General features: G+C 45.3%; 18 protein-coding genes. 4 read left to right on the top strand and 14 right to left on the bottom strand.

Annotated elements, in window-relative coordinates; all coding sequences use genetic code 11:
* Positions 1-52 precede the first annotated feature (52 nt).
* The 8 genes from sspB to zapE form a co-directional block, all read right to left on the bottom strand.
* Entirely contained in the window at positions 53-538 is a 486-nt protein-coding gene (sspB, locus tag R7127_RS01570; protein WP_005387408.1) for a ClpXP protease specificity-enhancing factor, read from the bottom strand.
* A gap of 17 nt (positions 539-555) precedes the next feature.
* The gene (sspA, locus tag R7127_RS01565) at positions 556-1,191 is read right to left on the bottom strand and encodes a stringent starvation protein SspA (RefSeq protein WP_213899721.1); all 636 of its coding nucleotides are present in this window, start codon (positions 1,189-1,191) and stop codon (positions 556-558) included.
* 96 nt (positions 1,192-1,287) lie between these two features.
* Complete coding sequence (locus R7127_RS01560; protein ID WP_005372881.1) at positions 1,288-2,025, bottom strand: cytochrome c1; 738 nt, start codon at positions 2,023-2,025, stop codon at positions 1,288-1,290.
* A complete protein-coding gene (locus R7127_RS01555) occupies positions 2,022-3,287 on the bottom strand; it encodes a cytochrome b (protein ID WP_005372880.1) in 1,266 nt (421 codons plus the stop codon). Before R7127_RS01555 ends, R7127_RS01560 begins: the two co-directional genes overlap by 4 nt.
* Positions 3,287-3,877: a ubiquinol-cytochrome c reductase iron-sulfur subunit gene (petA, locus tag R7127_RS01550; protein ID WP_005372877.1), complete on the bottom strand. Its 591-nt coding sequence runs from the start codon at positions 3,875-3,877 to the stop codon at positions 3,287-3,289. Before petA ends, R7127_RS01555 begins: the two co-directional genes overlap by 1 nt.
* Positions 3,878-4,571: 694 nt before the next feature.
* Positions 4,572-4,964, bottom strand: a complete 393-nt coding sequence (rpsI, locus tag R7127_RS01545) for a 30S ribosomal protein S9 (RefSeq protein ID WP_005372876.1) — start codon at positions 4,962-4,964, stop codon at positions 4,572-4,574.
* 15 nt (positions 4,965-4,979) lie between these two features.
* The gene (gene rplM, locus R7127_RS01540) at positions 4,980-5,408 is read right to left on the bottom strand and encodes a 50S ribosomal protein L13 (protein ID WP_005372872.1); all 429 of its coding nucleotides are present in this window, start codon (positions 5,406-5,408) and stop codon (positions 4,980-4,982) included.
* Positions 5,409-5,659: 251 nt separating this feature from the next.
* Positions 5,660-6,763, bottom strand: a complete 1,104-nt coding sequence (zapE, locus tag R7127_RS01535; protein ID WP_054578498.1) for a cell division protein ZapE — start codon at positions 6,761-6,763, stop codon at positions 5,660-5,662.
* Between the two features lie 195 nt (positions 6,764-6,958).
* On the opposite strand from zapE, the gene zapG reads away from it, so the two are divergent.
* From zapG to degS, 3 genes are all read left to right on the top strand, one after another.
* Positions 6,959-7,402: a Z-ring associated protein ZapG gene (gene zapG / locus R7127_RS01530; protein ID WP_005379861.1), complete on the top strand. Its 444-nt coding sequence runs from the start codon at positions 6,959-6,961 to the stop codon at positions 7,400-7,402.
* A 200-nt stretch (positions 7,403-7,602) separates the two neighbouring features.
* Positions 7,603-8,970 carry a Do family serine endopeptidase gene (locus R7127_RS01525; RefSeq protein ID WP_033906086.1) on the top strand — a complete coding sequence of 456 codons (1,368 nt, stop codon included), beginning with the start codon at positions 7,603-7,605 and terminating at the stop codon, positions 8,968-8,970.
* 190 nt (positions 8,971-9,160) lie between these two features.
* The gene (degS, locus tag R7127_RS01520; protein ID WP_017633606.1) at positions 9,161-10,225 is read left to right on the top strand and encodes an outer membrane-stress sensor serine endopeptidase DegS; all 1,065 of its coding nucleotides are present in this window, start codon (positions 9,161-9,163) and stop codon (positions 10,223-10,225) included.
* Positions 10,226-10,262: 37 nt separating this feature from the next.
* On the opposite strand, the gene parC is transcribed toward degS, so the two are convergent.
* From parC to nudF, 6 genes are all read right to left on the bottom strand, one after another.
* A complete protein-coding gene (gene parC, locus R7127_RS01515) occupies positions 10,263-12,548 on the bottom strand; it encodes a DNA topoisomerase IV subunit A (RefSeq protein WP_017633605.1) in 2,286 nt (761 codons plus the stop codon).
* A gap of 3 nt (positions 12,549-12,551) precedes the next feature.
* Positions 12,552-14,432, bottom strand: a complete 1,881-nt coding sequence (gene parE / locus R7127_RS01510; RefSeq protein ID WP_005387417.1) for a DNA topoisomerase IV subunit B — start codon at positions 14,430-14,432, stop codon at positions 12,552-12,554.
* 249 nt (positions 14,433-14,681) lie between these two features.
* Positions 14,682-15,266 carry an esterase YqiA gene (gene yqiA, locus R7127_RS01505; protein ID WP_005379875.1) on the bottom strand — a complete coding sequence of 195 codons (585 nt, stop codon included), beginning with the start codon at positions 15,264-15,266 and terminating at the stop codon, positions 14,682-14,684.
* 47 nt (positions 15,267-15,313) lie between these two features.
* On the bottom strand, positions 15,314-16,120 hold the full coding sequence (gene cpdA / locus R7127_RS01500; protein ID WP_047101984.1) for a 3',5'-cyclic-AMP phosphodiesterase: 807 nt from the start codon (positions 16,118-16,120) through the stop codon (positions 15,314-15,316).
* Positions 16,121-16,181: 61 nt separating this feature from the next.
* Entirely contained in the window at positions 16,182-16,625 is a 444-nt protein-coding gene (locus tag R7127_RS01495; RefSeq protein ID WP_017633603.1) for a DUF1249 family protein, read from the bottom strand.
* The gene (gene nudF, locus R7127_RS01490) at positions 16,625-17,275 is read right to left on the bottom strand and encodes an ADP-ribose diphosphatase (RefSeq protein ID WP_017633602.1); all 651 of its coding nucleotides are present in this window, start codon (positions 17,273-17,275) and stop codon (positions 16,625-16,627) included. The genes R7127_RS01495 and nudF overlap by 1 nt, the downstream gene beginning before the upstream one ends.
* A 229-nt stretch (positions 17,276-17,504) precedes the next feature.
* Here nudF and tolC point away from each other — a divergent pair, with 229 nt between their 5' ends.
* A complete protein-coding gene (gene tolC / locus R7127_RS01485; RefSeq protein ID WP_005379884.1) occupies positions 17,505-18,833 on the top strand; it encodes an outer membrane channel protein TolC in 1,329 nt (442 codons plus the stop codon).
* The last annotated feature ends 97 nt before the right edge of the window (positions 18,834-18,930 follow it).

Genomic DNA, 18,930 nt, shown 5'->3' with positions numbered 1-18,930 from the left:
TCACCTTCAACAAAAGTTAAAAAGAAAAAAGCAGCGTTACGCTGCTTTTTTATTATTTAATCACTCTTAAGCTTGGTTTGCCTTTTGGTCGAGGAGCATCGTCCTCTTCGGCATCTGAATCAGAAACTAACTCAGAAGGCTCATCGCTAACCGTTGTGAACGATGGGGATGATTCTTCCTCGGTCATCGCTTCTTCTTCGATGTGAGTGTACGCTTCTTCTGGTTCAAACATAGTACCAGCACCATTCTCACGTGCATAAATAGCTTGAACAGCATACACAGGCACAATCACTGAGTGCGGACGACCGCTAAAGCGAGCATGGAAGGTAATCGCATCATTACCTAACTCAAGATTACCCACTGCACGTGGCGCAATATTCAAAATAATTTGACCATCTTGAATAAATTCAACCGGGACACGCACCCCTGGCATTGTTGCATCCACAACCAAGTGAGGAGTCAAGTCATTGTCTACTAACCAGTCGTAAAATGCGCGAAGCATATACGGGCGGCGAGCAGTCATTTTTGCAATATCCATAACGTGTTTTAAATCGCTTAACGAACTAGGCGCATTTCACGTTCAGCTTCAGTCAAAGAAGCAAGGAACGAATCACGTTCAAATACGCGGTTCATGTATACCTTGATTTCTTTTGAACCAGGGCCAACAAGATCGATACCAAGTTGAGGCAAACGCCACAATAGTGGAGCTAGGTAACAATCGATCAAGCTGAATTCTTCGCTCATGAAGTACTCATATTCAGCAAAAATTGGCGCTAACGTCAGAAGATCATTACGCAGCTTTGTGCGTGCTTTTTCTGATTCTTCCGTATTACCTTTCATCACTTTTTCAGCGAGTGAATACCAGTTGCGTTCGATACGGTACATCATCAAGCGGCTGTTGCCACGAGCAACAGGGTAAACCGGCATTAGAGGTGGATGAGGGAAACGCTCGTCCAAGTACTCCATGATGATTTTTGAATCGTAAAGAGCTAGCTCACGGTCAACAAGAGTTGGCACTGATTTATATGGGTTTAGCTCAACAAGCTCAGCAGGAAGGTTTGCTTCGTCAACAAGCTCAACTTCAACACTTACGCCTTTTTCAGCTAGTACAATGCGAACCTGATGGCTATACAAATCTGATGCACTTGAGAAAAGAGTCATCACAGAACGTTTATTGGCAGCTACAGCCATGGAGCCCTCCAGTACACTTACAAATAAAAACAATGGAGGCTAAGCCTCCATTGTACATCAATTAAAATTGGGAATTAGCACGGCATTTTAGCACAATTAATGCACATCGCGCCAATACTCTTTCTTGAGCATCACAACAACGATGGTTAGAAGCACTAAGAAGCCCATTACCCACCAGCCTAGAGCATGACGCTCAAGCTGCACTGGGTCACCTGAATAAACTAAGAAGTTAACGAGATCGCCAACCGCTTTGTCATATTCGCCTTCACTCAGCTCACCCGTGCCATCGGTTTCAGTACCAACAACAACTTGTACTTCTTCGCCATCTACGATTTTCGTATCGTAAATCGGCGTCGGGATGCCCTGTAGCTCTTCAAGTACATGCGGCATACCAACACTCGGGAATACGATGTTGTTCACGCCGAATGGACGAGATGGATCAACATAGAAAGAGCGTAAGTAAGTGTATAACCAATCAGCACCACGAACTCGTGCAACCAACGTAAGATCTGGTGGTGGAGCACCAAACCAGTTTGCCGCTTGCTTCGGTGGCATAGCATTGACCATTAGATCACCGATTTTCGCTTCAGGATTGAAAATCAGGTTTTCTTTCATTAAGTCTGTTGGAATTTCCAAGTCTGTTGCTACACGCTCGTAACGCTGGTATTGCGTAGAGTGACAAGCAAAACAGTAGTTCATGAACAACTTCGCGCCGTTTTGTAGCGAAGCTTTATCCGTAAGGTCAACATTCGCTTTATCCAGCGGAACATTGGCCCCAGCTGCCATCGCTAGTGATGGCAACATAGCAAATAGAATTACAATCCACTTCTTCATTTGAATGTCACCCTCTCTGGTAATGGTTTGGTTGCTTCATTTTTGCTGTAGAAGAACAGCAACACAAAGAACATGAAGTAACACAAGCTAAAGATCTGAGATAGTAGTGTGTACGTTGGTGTAGCAGGTAACGCACCTAAAATACCTAGAGCGATAAAGGCGATAGTGAACTGTACAATATTCAACAGATGAAGTTTGCTACGGTAACGGTATGAACGAACTTTACAACGATCCAACCAAGGTAGAACAAACAGCACTGCAATTGACGCGCCCATTAGGATAACACCTAATAGTTTGTCTGGAACCGCACGTAAGATTGCGTAGAACGGCGTGAAGTACCATACCGGAGCAATATGCTCTGGTGTCTTCAGTGGGTTTGCAGCTTCAAAGTTAGGCGGCTCAAGGAAGTACCCACCCATTTCTGGGTTAAAGAACAGCACGTAACAGAAGAAGAACAAGAAACCAGCGACACCGACCAAGTCCTTAACCGTGCCGTACGGATGGAAAGGAATAGAATCAATGATGTCATATTTCTTCGTGTAGTAATCATGGAACTTGAATTGCGTTTTGTAATCGTCGCCCATTGAGCCTTTTGGCAGCTTAGTTTCGATACCATCCGGGTTGTTTGAGCCTACTTCGTGCAGCGCCAATACGTGCAGAACAACAAGAAGAAGCAAAACGATAGGCAGTGCAATAACGTGTAGTGCGAAGAAACGGTTTAGCGTTGCACCAGAGATGATGTAGTCACCACGAATCCAAAGCGTTAGGTCATCACCGATAACAGGAATAGCACCAAACAGGGAAATGATTACCTGCGCACCCCAGTATGACATCTGACCCCATGGAAGTAGGTAACCCATGAACGCTTCAGCCATGAGAACAAGGAAGATCAACATACCGAAGATCCACAATAGTTCACGAGGTTTTTGGTATGAACCGTAGATCAAACCACGGAACATGTGAAGATACACAACAACGAAAAACGCTGACGCGCCAGTGGAATGCATGTAACGCAGAAGCCAACCGTACTCTACATCACGCATAATGTATTCGATAGACGCAAATGCACCGTCACCTGAAGGAACATAGTTCATCGTTAGCCAAATACCCGTTAGGATTTGGTTAACAAGAACCAGCATCGCCAGAGAACCGAAAAGGTACCAAAAGTTGAAGTTCTTAGGCATTGGGTATTCAGACAAATGCTTTTTATAAGCATTCATTGCAGGAATACGCTTTTCAACCCAATCTAACATTGCTTGCATTATGCATCTCCCTCATCAACACCCACAATGAGCTTGGTATCGCTCAAATACATGTGCTTAGGAACGACAAGGTTCAACGGAGCAGGTACTCCTTGGAACACTCGACCAGCCATGTCGAACTTAGAACCATGACAAGGACAGAAGAAGCCAGATCTTACTCCCTGCACCTGCTCTGAGAAAGAGTCAGGTAGATAGGTTGGTGAACAACCTAAGTGGGTACAGAAACCAACTGCGACGAAAAACTCTTCCTTAATCGAACGAAACTCATTCTGAGCGTACTCAGGCTGCTGCTCCATTTCAGATTGTGGATCGCGAAGCTTATCACCGATCGATTTTAAGTTATCCAGAACGCTTTGAGTGCGGCGAACAATCCATACAGGTTTTCCCTGCCACTCAACACGAACCAGCTGACCTGGTTCAATTTTACTTATATCCACTTCCACCGGTGCGCCCGCCGCTTTGGCTTTAGCACTCGGATTCCATGATTTGATAAAAGGCACGGCGACGGCGACTGCCCCTAACCCACCAACAACTGCCGTTGTAGCGGTTAGAAAACGCCTGCGACCGTTATTTAAAGGCGCGTTGCTCATCCAAACATTCTCCCATTTGCTCCCTTTGGATCGTTATTATTCCGCTTATAAGAGCATGGCTAACAAATAATGAATTTAGTTCTATTTATTGGAGGGAAATGATAAAGAAAACCCTACTTTTTGACAAGATAAAGCTACCTTTTTGTAACATTTGTGAGGCAAATCGCTCGCGTCGTCACAAAAGCGGCAGAATTATAAAAAATTGATGTGATTTGTAACAAGAAAGCACCACATAGAAGCCCCGCTGAAAGCGGATAAAACCTTTTATCTTGGTAGTTTTCAGTTAATTACACAGAGAAATATTTCGTATTACGCGTTCAGCTTGCTGTGTTTATATTTTCAATTTTGTAGCACGCAGAATACTCAAAAAGGAGCGTAAGTCATTTTAAAACATGTTACAGGGAGAATAAGATACAAAGACATTCTTGCTGATGAATACATCTATGCTGCATCGCAAGAGAAAGCGTGGTGAGTCGCGATTAAATAAGGCACACATATAAAACGGCACTGGCAACCTTTCGACGAAGAGGACGAATAAGAAGGCCTACTCGGAATGTGATGATAAATGAAGACTGTTCGTTGCTTGAAGACAAGTATGATGTCTTTAAATACAAAAAAGCCCGGCATAGAGCCGAGCTTTTGGTACACAGTTTCCAGAGTAACTCTGAAAAGCATAATTCCCGATAAGAGGAAATTAACGCTTAGAGAACTGTGGACGACGACGTGCTTTACGTAGACCAACTTTCTTACGTTCAACGCAACGAGCGTCACGAGTAACGTAGCCAGCTGCGCGTAGAGCAGGACGTAGAGACTCATCGTATTCCATAAGCGCGCGAGTGATACCGTGACGGATAGCACCAGCTTGACCAGAAATACCGCCGCCTTTAACTGTTACGTAAAGGTCTAGCTTTTCAGTTAGTTCAACTAGCTCTAGAGGTTGTTGTACAACCATACGTGCTGTTGGACGACCGAAGTATTCGTCAAGGTTACGCTTGTTTACTACAATGTTACCGCTGCCTGGTTTAATGAAAACACGTGCAGCTGAGCTTTTGCGACGGCCAGTGCCGTAGTATTGATTCTCTGCCATTTTCGAAATCCCCAATTAGATGTCTAGTACTTGTGGTTGTTGAGCAACATGGTTGTGCTCAGCGCCCGCGTAAACTTTTAGCTTACGGTACATAGCACGGCCTAGAGGACCACGTGGAAGCATGCCTTTAACTGCAAGCTCAAGAGCCATCTCAGGTTTACGATCGATCAACTTTTCAAAAGTGATAGATTTTAGACCACCTGGGAATTCAGAGTGACGGTAGTACACTTTGTTCTTAGCTTTGTTACCAGTTACAGCAACTTTCTCAGCGTTGATAACGATGATGTAATCACCAGTGTCAACGTGAGGAGTGTATTCAGCTTTATGTTTGCCACGTAGGCGAGATGCAATTTCACTTGCTAGACGGCCAAGAGTTTTACCTTCAGCGTCTACAACGTACCAGTCGCGTTTTACAGTTTCTGGTTTAGCAACGAAAGTTTTCATGCTAACAATAACCCGTTAATTAAATTTTAAACTTTAAAGGAACACCCAATAGTGCTCCCACACTGTCTAAGAGCCCAGTCATCACCCCTTCGAGTCGTTGGTACTCTCGACCTTCAATTTCGAAATAACTTCGATAATCAGGTCTGCAGTAACGGTGGGTCGCAGGATTATAGAGAAGAGCGAAGAAAAAATCACCTTTTTTTGCGCCAAATCACTAATTTTTTCTTCACTTTTTTAAGAATCCTTTGGATCTAGGCCAAATGTTCACGCGCGAGATACTCATGACTTTGCATCTCAGTAAGCCGAGACAAACAGCGCTTAAATTCGAACTCTAACTGCCCATCAGTATATAAGTCGGACATTGGCACTTCAGCAGAAATAATCAACTTAACATTGCGCTCGTAAAACTCATCGACTAGCGCGATAAAGCGTCTCGCCGCATCATCTATTTTTCGGTTCATTTGTTGAACATCTGCCAGTAATACAGTGTGGTAAATACGAGACAATTCAATGTAGTCATTTTGACTGCGAGCAGTTTGACACAACTGAGCAAACGACGCATGCAGCACCCCGTCGCTTGCTTCAATCACCGCTAGTTGACGGTGGTTAACTTCGATTTGATGAGCAACAAACTGACGCTCTCCAGTCAGCTGCTGATAATATTTGTTAAGGTTTATGCTAGCCTGCTCATCAAGCGGGTAATGGTATATTTCAGCCTGTTCTAACGTTCTTAAGCGATAATCAACGCCACTATCGACATTCAACACTTCACAACGTGCCAAAATCATATCGATCGCGGGCAAAAAGCGCGCTCTTTGCAAACCGTTACGATATAAGTTCTGCGGCTCAATGTTTGAAGTCGCGACTAGGATCATCTGCCGCTTGAACATTTCTTGAAGTAGCGTTGCAAGGATCATCGCATCAGTAATGTCGGAAACAAAAAATTCATCAAAGCAAACCACATCGGCTTCTTCTTTAAATTTATCCGCCACTTTTGATAGCGGATTTTCGACATCACCTAACAGCTTCAACTCATCATGTACTCGATACATAAATCGATGGAAGTGGACGCGCATTTTTCTTTGGGTCGGTAAAGCATCAAAAAATGCATCCATAAGGTAGGTTTTACCGCGACCTACCCCACCCCAAAAGTAAAGACCTTTTGGTGGTTCAGGCTTGTCGATTTTTTTCCCCATTAGCTTTTGCCATTTGGAAAGCTGAGGAACAGGCGCAGACTGAAATTCAACGATAGCATGGTAAAGCTTGTCTAATGCAACGACCGCTTGATACTGAGCTTCATCACGCTGAAACCCGTGTTCTGCTATGTCTTTTTGATATTGTTGTAGTGGTGTCATCGTATTAAGTCGTATAGAGGTATAGAGAAAAGGGTTACCTCGGGGTCAACTTTGAGAATAGAGAGAAGTAGTTATCAGTCCCCGAAGACATACTGCTATTTTTCTTTATCGGCTGTTCAAGCCATAGTAACATGGACGAGCACCGCGTGTAACTAAGTAGTAAAAGACTTGTTAAAACAACTATAAGGAGCAGTTATGCCTTGGATTTATGCCATTGTGGGTTTGCTGGTCGGTACAATCGTAGGCGTAGTCATTAGTAGACTAACCACCCCTGAATACAAGAAACAAAAGTCTGTGCAGAAAGAACTTGAAGCGGCCAAGTTTGAATTAGAGCAACAACGTCAAGAGCTCGTCGATCACTTTGCACAAACCGCAGAAATGTTGGACACCCTAGGTAAAGATTACACCAAGCTATACCAACATATGGCCAAGACCTCTTCTGAGCTTTTGCCAAACTTACCAGAACAAGACAACCCGTTTGATAAGAAAACGGCAATGTCGTCTGAAACCATTGCAGAAGATCAACCAGAGTTTAACGAACAACCAAAAGACTACGCTAATGGCGCCACCGGTCTTTTGAAGGATCAAGAGAAAGAAATCATTAATGCTCCCGAAGCGGTAACCGCAAAAGCATCATAATCCTCTCTTACTTCTATCTAGGGCCGATACATTTGTATCGGCCCTTTTTTGAACTTTTTCCCCTCACCTTCGCTCTAACTTGGGTGTGCACTGCCTCCCCTTTTGATTGTCCGAACTAGACCCTATATTAGTTATTAACAAAGTGAACTAACCGTTCGGATATTTCTTTTTGGCAGACATGTTTCAAGAGGAGTTATTGGATGAAAAAACCACTGCTTGCGCTCACCGTTCTATCTCTGAGTTTGGGTTCGATTATTGCCCCAGTTCAAGCCACTGCCGCATTACCTTTGAATGTGGATGGCCAACAGTTACCTAGCTTGGCACCAATGCTTGAGAAGGTGACCCCAGCTGTTGTGAGTATTGCTGTAGAAGGTAAACAAGTACAAACCAGCCGCATTCCCGAGCAATTTCAATTTTTCTTTGGCCCAGATTTTCCTATGGAACAAAGGCGAGAGCGCCCGTTCAGAGGTTTAGGGTCTGGTGTCATTATTGATGCGAAGAAAGGCCATATTGTCACTAACTACCATGTGATCAAGGGCGCAGATGAGATTCGAGTTCGCCTCTTTGACGGGCGCGAGTATGACGCTACGCTCGTTGGCGGTGATGAAATGGCCGATGTTGCGTTACTTAAATTAGAGAAAGCGAAAAACTTAACGCAGATTAAAGTCGCGGATTCCGACAAACTGCGTGTCGGTGACTTTACGGTTGCGATTGGTAACCCATTTGGGCTCGGTCAAACCGTAACTTCGGGTATTGTTTCAGCCCTTGGCCGCAGTGGCTTAAACGTTGAAAACTTCGAAAACTTCATCCAAACCGATGCCGCAATTAACAGCGGTAACTCTGGTGGTGCATTGGTCAACCTTAATGGTGAGCTGATCGGTATTAATACTGCGATTTTAGGCCCTAACGGCGGTAATGTGGGTATTGGCTTTGCGATTCCATCAAACATGATGAAAAACCTCACTGATCAAATTCTAGAGTTTGGTGAAGTCAAACGCGGCATGTTGGGTGTGCAAGGTGGCGAAGTAACCTCTGAGCTAGCTGATGCATTGGGTTACGAGTCGAGTAAAGGGGCCTTTATTGGTCAAGTCGTACCGGACAGCGCAGCCGATAAAGCAGGGTTAAAAGCCGGTGACGTAATTGTATCGGTGAACGGCAAAGCGATTAATACTTTCTCAGAGCTCCGCGCAAAAGTGGCAACACTGGGCGCAGGTAAAGAAATCACATTAGGTGTGGTTCGAGATGGTAAGAATAAAACCTTTGATGTAACGCTTGGCGAATCTACGAATATGAAAGCTAAAGCGGAGACATTACATGAGGGACTCAAAGGTGCGGAGTTAAGCAATACAACACCAAGTGATGTAATTCAAGGTGTTAAAGTATCGAACGTTGCAGATAACTCTCCAGCAGCTCAATATCAATTACAACAAGGTGACATTATTATCGGTGTGAACCGTCAACGAGTGAAAAACCTTGCCGAGCTTCGTACAATCGTAGAGAAACACAAAGGTGTACTGGCTCTTAATATTCAACGTGGTGAACGTACTATTTATCTTGTCATTCGTTAACCACTTTCAAAGTGATAGAAAATAAGGTTTTCGATGCATAATGCTGAGTGATAAGGCTCGATCACTTTTCCTTATCGCTCAATAACTAATGAAAAGGGCAGCGCGATGACGTGCTGCCCTTTTGTTATTTTTCAATGTAATGCTATTCTTCATCTTCGATGCCATTTTGGCGCTCACGCATGGAGAGGATATGCTCAGCTTTTTATTACGTTCTGTCTTTTTAGGCTTGGCTACTGCCGCAGTGGTATTACTGGCGGTTCCATCTTTGCGCAACAACGTAATTCCTGCCGCGCTTGATCCTCAACCTGTTAATATCGCATCAGTCGAGTTGACGTTTAATCAAGCGGTCCGAAGAGCAGCGCCTGCAGTGGTAAACATCTACAGTCGTAAGTATGTTGAGAATGATCGCAGTAAACTCTCGACTCAAGGCCTGGGGTCAGGTGTCATTGTTAGTGAGAAAGGCTACATCATTACTAACTATCATGTGGTTGCTCAAGCTGATCAAATTGTTGTGGCATTACAAGACGGCAGAGCCGCAGCGGCTCAGCTCGTAGGGACAGACAAACGTACTGATATAGCCGTGCTGCGTGTCGAAGGTTCGAATTTGCCCGTAATCCCTCTGAACTCTAATTACAAACCACAAGTGGGCGACGTAGTACTAGCCATCGGTAACCCATACAACCTTGGACAAACCACAACGTTCGGCATTATTTCTGCCACAGGTCGTTCATCTATTAGCGACGGTCGTCAAGCATTCATTCAAACCGATGCCGCCATCAATGAAGGTAACTCTGGTGGAGCCCTAGTGAACACACAAGGCGAGCTCGTCGGCATTAACACCGCCTCTTTTCAGCAAGCGACAGACTTAGAAACTTACGGTATTTCTTTTGCGATCCCTGCGCCGCTAGCGAGTAAGATCATGCAGAAAATCATCGCTGATGGCCGCGTGATTCGTGGTTATATTGGAATCGACGGCCAAGACATTAATGCGGTCACTGCTCGCCTACTTGGAAATGAACACATAGGTGGTATTGTCGTACTTGGTATTGATCCAAATGGTCCAGCCAATGCGGCAGGCTTCCAAAAGCAGGACATCATTATCAGCATTGATGGCAATAAAGTGCAAGGGCGTCAGAGCGTTATGGATATCGTCACCGATTTACGTCCTGGCACCACCGTGGACGTCGGTATCATTCGCAAAGGAAAAGAGATGACCTTGAAAGTCACCATTGCCGAAGACAAGCAAGAAGCATAAAAAATCCCAGCCATTGGCTGGGATTTTTATTTGTGCGTTACTCGCTATCGCTCGGTGTTTCCGTCGTATCGGAATCATCTAGCTCAACTTCAATGCGAGTGACTCGCTGCAAACCTCTCGGTAATAACCCACCTCGGCGACCACGTTCGCCACGGAAGTTATCAAGATCAGACGGTTTAAGACCCAACTTTCGCTTACCCGCGTACAGCGTTAACGATGCACCTTTTGGTAAAGACATTAAGTGAGATAGTACTTCTTCTCGCTCTTTTGCTTTAGCAGCAGGAATGTTGATGATCTTATTCCCTTTACCTTTCGCCAGTTGTGGCAAGTCTTTGATTGGGAACAGCAGCATGCGACCTTGGTTAGTGATTGCTAAGATTTCATCAGAGTCTAAATCTTCAATCTCTTTTGGCGTCATTATCTCAGAGTTGGCAGGTAAAGTGACCAGCGCTTTACCACTGCGGTTTTTAGACAGCAAGTCCGCGCCTTTACATACAAAGCCGTAACCTGCATCTGAGCCCACCAGCCACAGCTGATCTTCTTCACTCATGATGACTTGGCGAATACTGCTACCAGCCGTAATATTCAAGCGCCCGGTAATCGGCTCACCTTGACTACGAGCAGAAGGCAGTGAGTGCGATTCCAGAGAGTAACTTCGACCGTCACTACCTAGGAATACCGCAGGCTGATTACTCTTACCTCGAGCATGCGCTAAATACTTATCACCCGACTTATAGTTTAAGCCTTCGGCATCCACGTCATGGCCTTTCGCGTGACGAATCCAACCTTTCTCAGAAAGCACAACCGTGATTGGCTCACTTGGTACGAGGTCACGTTCAGTCAGCGCTTTTGCTTCTGCACGCTCAACCATTGGAGAGCGACGGTCATCACCGTATTTCTCTGCGTCTGCTTTGATTTCTTTTTTCAGTAGTGTGTTCAGACGACGCTCAGAACCGAGTAGCTGTTCTAGCTTCTCACGCTCTTTCTCTAGCTCGTCTTGCTCACCACGGATCTTCATCTCTTCTAGTTTTGCTAGATGACGAAGTTTGGTATCTAAAATTGCATCCGCTTGGATATCGGTAATACCAAAGCGTTCCATCAGCACCGCTTTTGGATCGTCTTCAGTACGGATGATCTCAATCACTTCATCTAGGTTGAGGTAAGCAACCAACAAACCTTCCAAGATGTGTAGACGAGCCATTACTTTGTCTAGGCGGTGTTGTAGACGACGACGCACAGTCGTACGACGGAACTCGATCCACTCAGACAGAATTTGCACCAGACCTTTAACTTGAGGACGGTTATCCAAACCAATCATGTTCAAGTTAACGCGGTAACTGCGCTCAAGATCCGTTGATGCGAACAAGTGGTTCATCAACAAATCACAATCGACGCGGTTTGACTTAGGCACCACAACGATACGCGTTGGGTTCTCGTGATCCGATTCGTCACGAAGATCGTCAACCATTGGCAGCTTCTTCGCACGCATCTGGTTAGCGATTTGCTCAAGCAGTTTGGCACCCGATACTTGGTGAGGCAAAGAAGTGATAACAATATCAGAACCTTCTTTATGCCAAACCGCGCGCATTTTGATGCTGCCACGACCGTTGCGGTAAATCTTCTCGATATCCGCTTGCGGCGAGATAATTTCTGCTTCTGTTGGGTAATCTGGACCTTTGACATACTGCATCACGTCCGGCAGTTCTGCTTTCGGGTTGTCGATCAAATGAATAGTCGCATCTGCGATTTCACGAACGTTGTGCGGTGGGATGTCTGTTGCCATACCAACGGCAATGCCGGTTACACCGTTAAGCAGGATATGAGGCAGACGTGCTGGCAACATTTGTGGCTCTTTCATTGTGCCATCAAAGTTAGGTTGCCATTCAACCGTGCCCTGGCCAAGTTCGCCAAGCAATACTTCAGCAAACTTAGACAGTTTTGCTTCGGTATAACGCATTGCCGCAAATGATTTCGGATCATCTGGCGCACCCCAGTTACCTTGACCATCCACTAATGGATAGCGGTAAGAGAATGGCTGAGCCATCAATACCATCGCTTCGTAACACGCTGAATCACCGTGCGGATGGTATTTACCTAGCACGTCACCAACGGTACGTGCAGATTTTTTGTATTTTGCTGATGCAGAGAGACCAAGCTCTGACATCGCATAAATGATGCGTCGTTGAACCGGCTTTAAGCCATCACCAATGTATGGCAAGGCGCGGTCCATGATTACGTACATCGAGTAGTTCAGATAAGCGTCTTCAGTGAACTTGCGCATTGGCAATTGTTCGACGCCATCGTAGGTAATTTCTGTAGACATCCGTTACACCTCTGCCAAGTCGCCGTTGTTTTGTAGCCAAGAACGACGGTCATCTGCACGCTTTTTACCTAGCAGCATGTCCATCATTTCCATGGTCGCCGTAGAGTCGTCAATGGTTAACTGCACTAAGCGACGCGTGTTCGGATCCATGGTGGTTTCACGCAACTGAAGTGGGTTCATCTCACCCAGACCTTTGAATCGTTGCACGTTGATTTTGGCTTTCTTCTTCGACAAGCGCTCTAAAATGCCATCTTTTTCATCGTCATCGAGGGCGTAGAACACTTCTTTCCCGCAGTCGATTCGATACAGAGGCGGCATCGCCACATAGATATGACCCGCTTCCACTAGTGCGCGGAAGTGACGAGTAAATAGAGCACAAAGCAGCGTTGCGATGTGAAGACCATCCGAGTCCGCATCGGCAAGGATACAGATCTTACCGTAACGAAGACTCTCGAGGTTGTCGCTATCTGGGTCAATACCCAAAGCAACAGAGATATCGTGTACTTCTTGAGACGCAAGAACTTGATCGGCAGAGACTTCCCACGTGTTCAAGATCTTACCACGCAGTGGCATCACAGCTTGGAATTCACGGTCACGTGCCTGTTTTGCCGAGCCACCCGCAGAGTCACCCTCCACAAAGAAGATTTCCGTGCGACTTAAGTCCTGTGCAGAACAGTCGGTCAACTTACCTGGCAGTGCCGGGCCGGACGCTACTTTCTTACGTACGACTTTTTTCGCCGCTCTCATACGACGGTGCGCGTTAGCGATACAGACTTCTGCCAATTGCTCTGCGAGCTGAGGCTTTTCGTTCAACCAAAGACTGAACGCATCTTTTACAACGCCAGAGACAAATGCCGCGGTTTGACGAGAAGACAGACGTTCTTTGGTCTGGCCTGCAAATTGCGGGTCTTGAATCTTAACCGACAGCACGTAAGAACAGCGGTCGAAAACGTCATCACCCGTTAGCTTCACGCCACGAGGTAATAGATTACGGAACTCACAGAATTCGCGCATCGCTTCCAACAAGCCTTGGCGTAAACCATTAACGTGCGTACCACCTTGAGCGGTTGGGATCAGGTTAACGTAGCTTTCGGTGATCATCTCACCGCCTTCTGGCTGCCAAATTACCGCCCAGTTTGCCGCTTCAGTATCCGCCAAGAACTCACCAGTAAATGGTTCTTCAGGAATAACTGGGTAGCCTTTTACGCCTTCCGCAAGATAGTCTTTAAGACCGTCTTCGTAGTACCACTTATAGTCTTTGCCATTAACTTTGTCGGTTAATGTGATTTCTAAGCCCGGACACAAAACCGCTTTTGCGCGCAGGTTGTTGACTAAGCGCGTCACAGAGAAGTTAGCCGAATCGAAGTACTTCGCATCAGGCCAGAAATGCACGCTGGTACCGCGATTGCGACGACCACATGTGCCAGTTACGGTCAGATCAGACACTTTCTCGCCGTGTTCAAATGCAATTTCATACACTTGACCATCACGACGAACTGTTACTTCAACGCGTTTTGACAACGCGTTTACTACAGATATACCTACCCCGTGCAAACCACCAGAGAATTGGTAGTTTTTGTTAGAGAACTTACCACCCGCATGTAGCTTACATAGAATTAGCTCTACGCCTGATACTTTCTCTTCTGGGTGGATATCAACAGGCATGCCTCGACCATCATCGATCACTTCGAGTGATTGGTCAGCATGTAGGATGACTTGTACTTTTGAGGCATGTCCGGCTAGCGCTTCATCGACACTGTTGTCGATAACTTCTTGGCCCAAATGGTTTGGGCGCGCTGTATCCGTATACATCCCTGGTCGGCGACGTACTGGCTCTAAGCCATTCAGTACTTCAATGGCACCAGCATTATATTGTTCAGTCATAATACGGAATTATTCTCAAAGTTTACTTGTTGCCTGAGTATCACCAATGGGCGTACCCATACTCAGGAAACGAAAAAGCCACCCTGTTCACATCACTAAGAGTTTGTAAACATGATGCATAACAAAGTAGCCAGGGTCCTCGACCCTTAAGATCTTTTGGCAAAACATAGTCGGAAAGCATACCGCCCATGTCAAGAAACGGTTGGATATATCAATAAAAACTATGAGCCTTTTCCAATCGCTTTCGAATTACAGTTCTAGAAATTCGATAATCTGTGCAGGATAACGCTCAAAGCCTACAAAACTGTGATCACCGCCTTGTTCTACTGTTTGCTTAGCGTCTGCAAACTTATCTACCGCTTGTCGATAGTCTAAAACCTCATCTTCTGTTTGTTGCAATAACCAAAAAGAATGTGGCGACGCGATGCTTTGTACATCAAGAGCTTTTAACTCGTCAATATGACAAGCTTCAAGTGTATAGGTTTCATGCGTATATGGGTTAGTTTGCTTACCTAAATAATCTACTAGCAACTCATAAGGCTTGACTGCGGGGTTGACCACTACCGCTTTAAACCCAAACTTGTCATTTAGCCACGTTGACATAAAACCGCCTAATGAGCTGCCCACTAGACCAATTTTATAGTCGTCTTTATATTGCTCGATAATATCCAACAACATTTTCGCCGCTTGCTGAGGATAACAAGGTAACTGGGGAACAATCACCTTGATATCAGACCTATGTTGCTCGCAGTAGGCTCTCATCACATTCGCTTTCATGGAGAGTGGAGAGCTATTAAAGCCATGGATATAGAGAAGAAGTGAAGGTTTACTCATAGATATCTCGCACAAAAAAGCGAGCCCGAACAGAGAGCTCGGGCGCGTTAGTAGCCGTTAGAAGAGAAGTCTGGTTGGAACTGGCCATCAGGAAGCCGACCTACTTGGGTCGTAATATCGCCACAAGCGTGTAGTTGCAGCTCCCGCCAACCAGGCGAAGTGGTATCAAGGGCAAAATCATCCGAGTTAGGCTTAAACTGAACACAAGTTGATGGTGTTGCCATCACTCGAATGCCCTTGTGAAGCACATTCATATCTTGATGAACATGGCCACAGAGAATGCCTTTCACGTTATCAAAACGCTCGACAACCTGCCAAAACGCTTCGGCATCTTTTAAAGTATGTTGATCAAGCCACGCGCTTCCCACCAGTAACGGGTGATGATGCAACAAAACAAGTGTGTGTCTTTCTGGGTGTTCGGCTAGCTTTTCTTCGAGTAGCGTTAATTGCTGATCACTCAAGCGCCCATGAGGAACGCCAACCACTTGCGAGTCTAAAAGAATTAACTGCCAATACTCGCCAAGCAATACATGCTCTGCGGCTTTGATTTGTGGCGAAGGCAAAACACTGCCCATATTAGGCTTGTAATCATGATTACCAGGTAGCCAAAAACAGTCTTTCTCTAGCGGTTCAATGCCGTTGGCAAAGCGCTGATAAGATTCTGCACTATGGTCTTGGGAAATATCCCCCGTCGCCAAGATGTAATCAAACGCCACGTTGCGGCGTAAAACATCAGCAACAACAGCATTGAAGCTATCGACTGTTTTTACGCTTAGCAAACTTCCCTCATCGGCAGCAAACAGATGAGTATCCGTAATTTGTAAAAGTTTGATGCTGTCACTAGATGATTGCAAAATGAAAACCTGATTCGTCCACTATATCGTTATTTGTTATTTTCCTTTAGTGACGTGACGATCAATTGAAGGCAAGTGGTGTTCTACTGATACCACTTCGTAAACAAAACGTCAGCCATTCACCGAGGAATGTGTTTAATTGATGCTTTTCATCTTTCTGCATCAGTTGGTCATTGGGATAATCATACTTAGCTTTTATGCGAGAGAACTCTCCGCTTGAGCATACTTCGGCTACTCTCGCATCATGATAAAGCCTGACAGACATCGTCGGTAAAGGAAACACTGGCGTTTCATCACTCTGACATATCTCAACAACTGTGGTGTATTTTGTGATTTCATTCACGGTCAATTGGTAAACCATGTTCGCCGCTTGGTAGCAACGTACATCCCCAACTTCGGCAGAAGCAGGCAATAAGGCGTTCAACTTAGCGTAGTTGGTCTCATACGTTCTCATAAGACCAGCTAAATCAACATGATATTGTTGTTTTTCAGCCAATTGTGCCATTACTCACTCTCCACCGTTTGGGATAGTCCCCATTCTGACTTTAACTCTTGATGGTGTAATTGCAGCCATTGCAACGCAATAATCGACGCACCATTTTCAAATTTTCCGTCCTTCACCCATTGATACGCCGTTTCACGACTCATGACATGAACGCGGATATCTTCATTCTCATAGTCTAAACCATGAATGCCGTGCGCTTTAGACGCATCCACTTCACCAACAAAGACGTCTAGCTTTTCCGAGCAACCACCAGCCGAAGGATAATAGGAAGTAACAGGTACAACGCGCCCCACCTGAATCCCCGCTTCTTCGACAGCCTCTCGACGAATTACGGCTTCAGCAGATTCATCGCGGTCAATCATACCGGCGACAATTTCTAGCTGCCAAGGGTGTTCATGTTCCAACGCGCCAATACGAATCTGTTCAATGATTACGACCTGGTCCGTCTTTGGATCATAAGGAAGCATCGCTGCTGCGTGACCACGCTCGAACATTTCTCGTTCGACAACTCCACTCCAACCACCAGCAAATAGCCTATGCTGAAAGCGGTATTTCACCATTTTGAAAAAACCTTCAAATAAGGTTTCTTTCGAGATGACTTTTACATCTCGCGAAGTAAAATCTTGTTGTTGTTTGTCACGCTGTTGCATTCAACACCTCTCTGAGTGAATCCTGTAGTTTACTCATTGTTATTCGCTTGCTCAAAGGACTTGGCTCAACTTTTTGTATAATAGTTACAAATTAATTTAAGTCTTTGCTAAAAATTTATTGCACAAGTGGATAATTACGTGTAAAAAAGTGCAAACTTTAGAGTAAATATCGTGCAAATTGAGTTAAACTACTGAGAATTAACCAATCTATGGACCGCGGGAATAGAAAATGAAAAAATTGCTTCCACTATTTATCAGTGCAGCGCTAGGTAGCATGAGTACGTCTGCGTTCGCAGACTCTTTGGCTGAAATCTACGACTTGGCAAAACAAAATGATCCACAATTGCTCAGTGTAGCAGCACAACGTGACCAAGCTTTCGAAGCAATCACCTCAAGCCGTAGTGCTCTATTACCACAAATTAACCTTACTGCGGGTTACAATTTAACTCGTGGTGATACTGAATACGATTCAAATCTAATTAGCGACGTATCAAACGATGGCAACGCACTAACCGCTGGCGTTAGCTTTTCACAAGCACTTTACAACCGCGCATCTTGGATCTCTCTAGATACTGCTGAGAAAAGTGCTCGCCAAGCAGACGCAACTTACGCAGCGACGCAACAGGCACTGATTCTTCGCGTGTCACAAGCGTATTTTGAAGTTCTACGCGCACAAGATAATCTTGTTTTCGTACGTGCAGAAAAAGCCGCGGTTGGCCGTCAACTTGAGCAAACTAAACAGCGTTTTGAAGTAGGTTTGTCTGCAATCACTGACGTGCATGACGCACAAGCTCAGTACGACCAAGTGCTAGCGGACGAAGTGTTGGCAGAAAACGCGCTCACTAATAGCTACGAGTCACTGCGTGAAATTACAGGCCAAGAGCACAAAGATCTCAACATTTTGGACACTGGCCGCTTCACTGCTAGCCCATCGACCGTACCTGCTGAATCGCTCATTGATGAAGCAAAAACCAAAAACCTGACCTTGCTATCTTCACGTATTCTTCAAGACATTGCGCGTGACAATATTTCACTAGCAAGCTCTGGCCACCTACCAACGCTCTCTCTAGACGGTGGTTACAACTACGGTGATACTTCTCATAGCTCTCGTGACAACACGACAGACAACTTCAATATTGGTGTGAACCTTGCAGTACCGCTATACACAGGTGGTAACGTAACCTCTCAAACCAAACAAGCTGAATACGCATACGTGGCAGCAAGCGAAGATCTTGAAGCACAGTACCGTAGCGTAGTCAAAGATGTTCGCGCACAAAACAACAACATTAACGCCTCTATCGGCGCATTACGTGCGTATGAGCAAGCGGTTATTTCTGCACGCTCTGCACTAGAAGCAACAGAAGCTGGCTTTGATGTAGGTACTCGTACTATCGTTGATGTACTGGACGCGACTCGTCGTCTATACGATGCGAACAAAAACCTATCGAACGCTCGTTACGACTACATTTTAAGTGTTCTTCAGCTACGCCAAGCAGTTGGTACGCTAAGCGAACAAGACATCTTGGACGTTGATGCAGGTTTGAAAGCGGCAAAATAACCGCTAACTGAATACTTCAGGTCTTAATAAATAAAAACGCCAGTTGAGTTATCAGCTGGCGTTTTTTATTACTTGTAGTTCAGAGCCTAAAAGTGTC

Source organism: Vibrio sp. 1159 (assembly GCF_033340395.1).
In the GTDB taxonomy this organism is placed as follows: Bacteria; Pseudomonadota; Gammaproteobacteria; order Enterobacterales; family Vibrionaceae; genus Vibrio; species Vibrio alginolyticus.
This window is presented reverse-complemented; position numbering and strand designations above follow the sequence as displayed.

Excerpts from the sequence above, each read along its gene's own strand:
- sspB (WP_005387408.1), bottom strand. The coding sequence starts at position 538 with ATGGATATTGCAAAAATGACTGCTCGCCGCCCGTATATGCTTCGCGCA.
- sspA (WP_213899721.1), bottom strand. The coding sequence starts at position 1,191 with ATGGCTGTAGCTGCCAATAAACGTTCTGTGATGACTCTTTTCTCAAGT.
- R7127_RS01560 (WP_005372881.1), bottom strand. The coding sequence starts at position 2,025 with ATGAAGAAGTGGATTGTAATTCTATTTGCTATGTTGCCATCACTAGCG.
- R7127_RS01555 (WP_005372880.1), bottom strand. The coding sequence starts at position 3,287 with ATGCAAGCAATGTTAGATTGGGTTGAAAAGCGTATTCCTGCAATGAAT.
- petA (WP_005372877.1), bottom strand. The coding sequence starts at position 3,877 with ATGAGCAACGCGCCTTTAAATAACGGTCGCAGGCGTTTTCTAACCGCT.
- rpsI (WP_005372876.1), bottom strand. The coding sequence starts at position 4,964 with ATGGCAGAGAATCAATACTACGGCACTGGCCGTCGCAAAAGCTCAGCT.
- rplM (WP_005372872.1), bottom strand. The coding sequence starts at position 5,408 with ATGAAAACTTTCGTTGCTAAACCAGAAACTGTAAAACGCGACTGGTAC.
- zapE (WP_054578498.1), bottom strand. The coding sequence starts at position 6,763 with ATGACACCACTACAACAATATCAAAAAGACATAGCAGAACACGGGTTT.
- zapG (WP_005379861.1), top strand. The coding sequence starts at position 6,959 with ATGCCTTGGATTTATGCCATTGTGGGTTTGCTGGTCGGTACAATCGTA.
- R7127_RS01525 (WP_033906086.1), top strand. The coding sequence starts at position 7,603 with ATGAAAAAACCACTGCTTGCGCTCACCGTTCTATCTCTGAGTTTGGGT.
- degS (WP_017633606.1), top strand. The coding sequence starts at position 9,161 with ATGCTCAGCTTTTTATTACGTTCTGTCTTTTTAGGCTTGGCTACTGCC.
- parC (WP_017633605.1), bottom strand. The coding sequence starts at position 12,548 with ATGTCTACAGAAATTACCTACGATGGCGTCGAACAATTGCCAATGCGC.
- parE (WP_005387417.1), bottom strand. The coding sequence starts at position 14,432 with ATGACTGAACAATATAATGCTGGTGCCATTGAAGTACTGAATGGCTTA.
- yqiA (WP_005379875.1), bottom strand. The coding sequence starts at position 15,266 with ATGAGTAAACCTTCACTTCTTCTCTATATCCATGGCTTTAATAGCTCT.
- R7127_RS01495 (WP_017633603.1), bottom strand. The coding sequence starts at position 16,625 with ATGGCACAATTGGCTGAAAAACAACAATATCATGTTGATTTAGCTGGT.
- nudF (WP_017633602.1), bottom strand. The coding sequence starts at position 17,275 with ATGCAACAGCGTGACAAACAACAACAAGATTTTACTTCGCGAGATGTA.
- tolC (WP_005379884.1), top strand. The coding sequence starts at position 17,505 with ATGAAAAAATTGCTTCCACTATTTATCAGTGCAGCGCTAGGTAGCATG.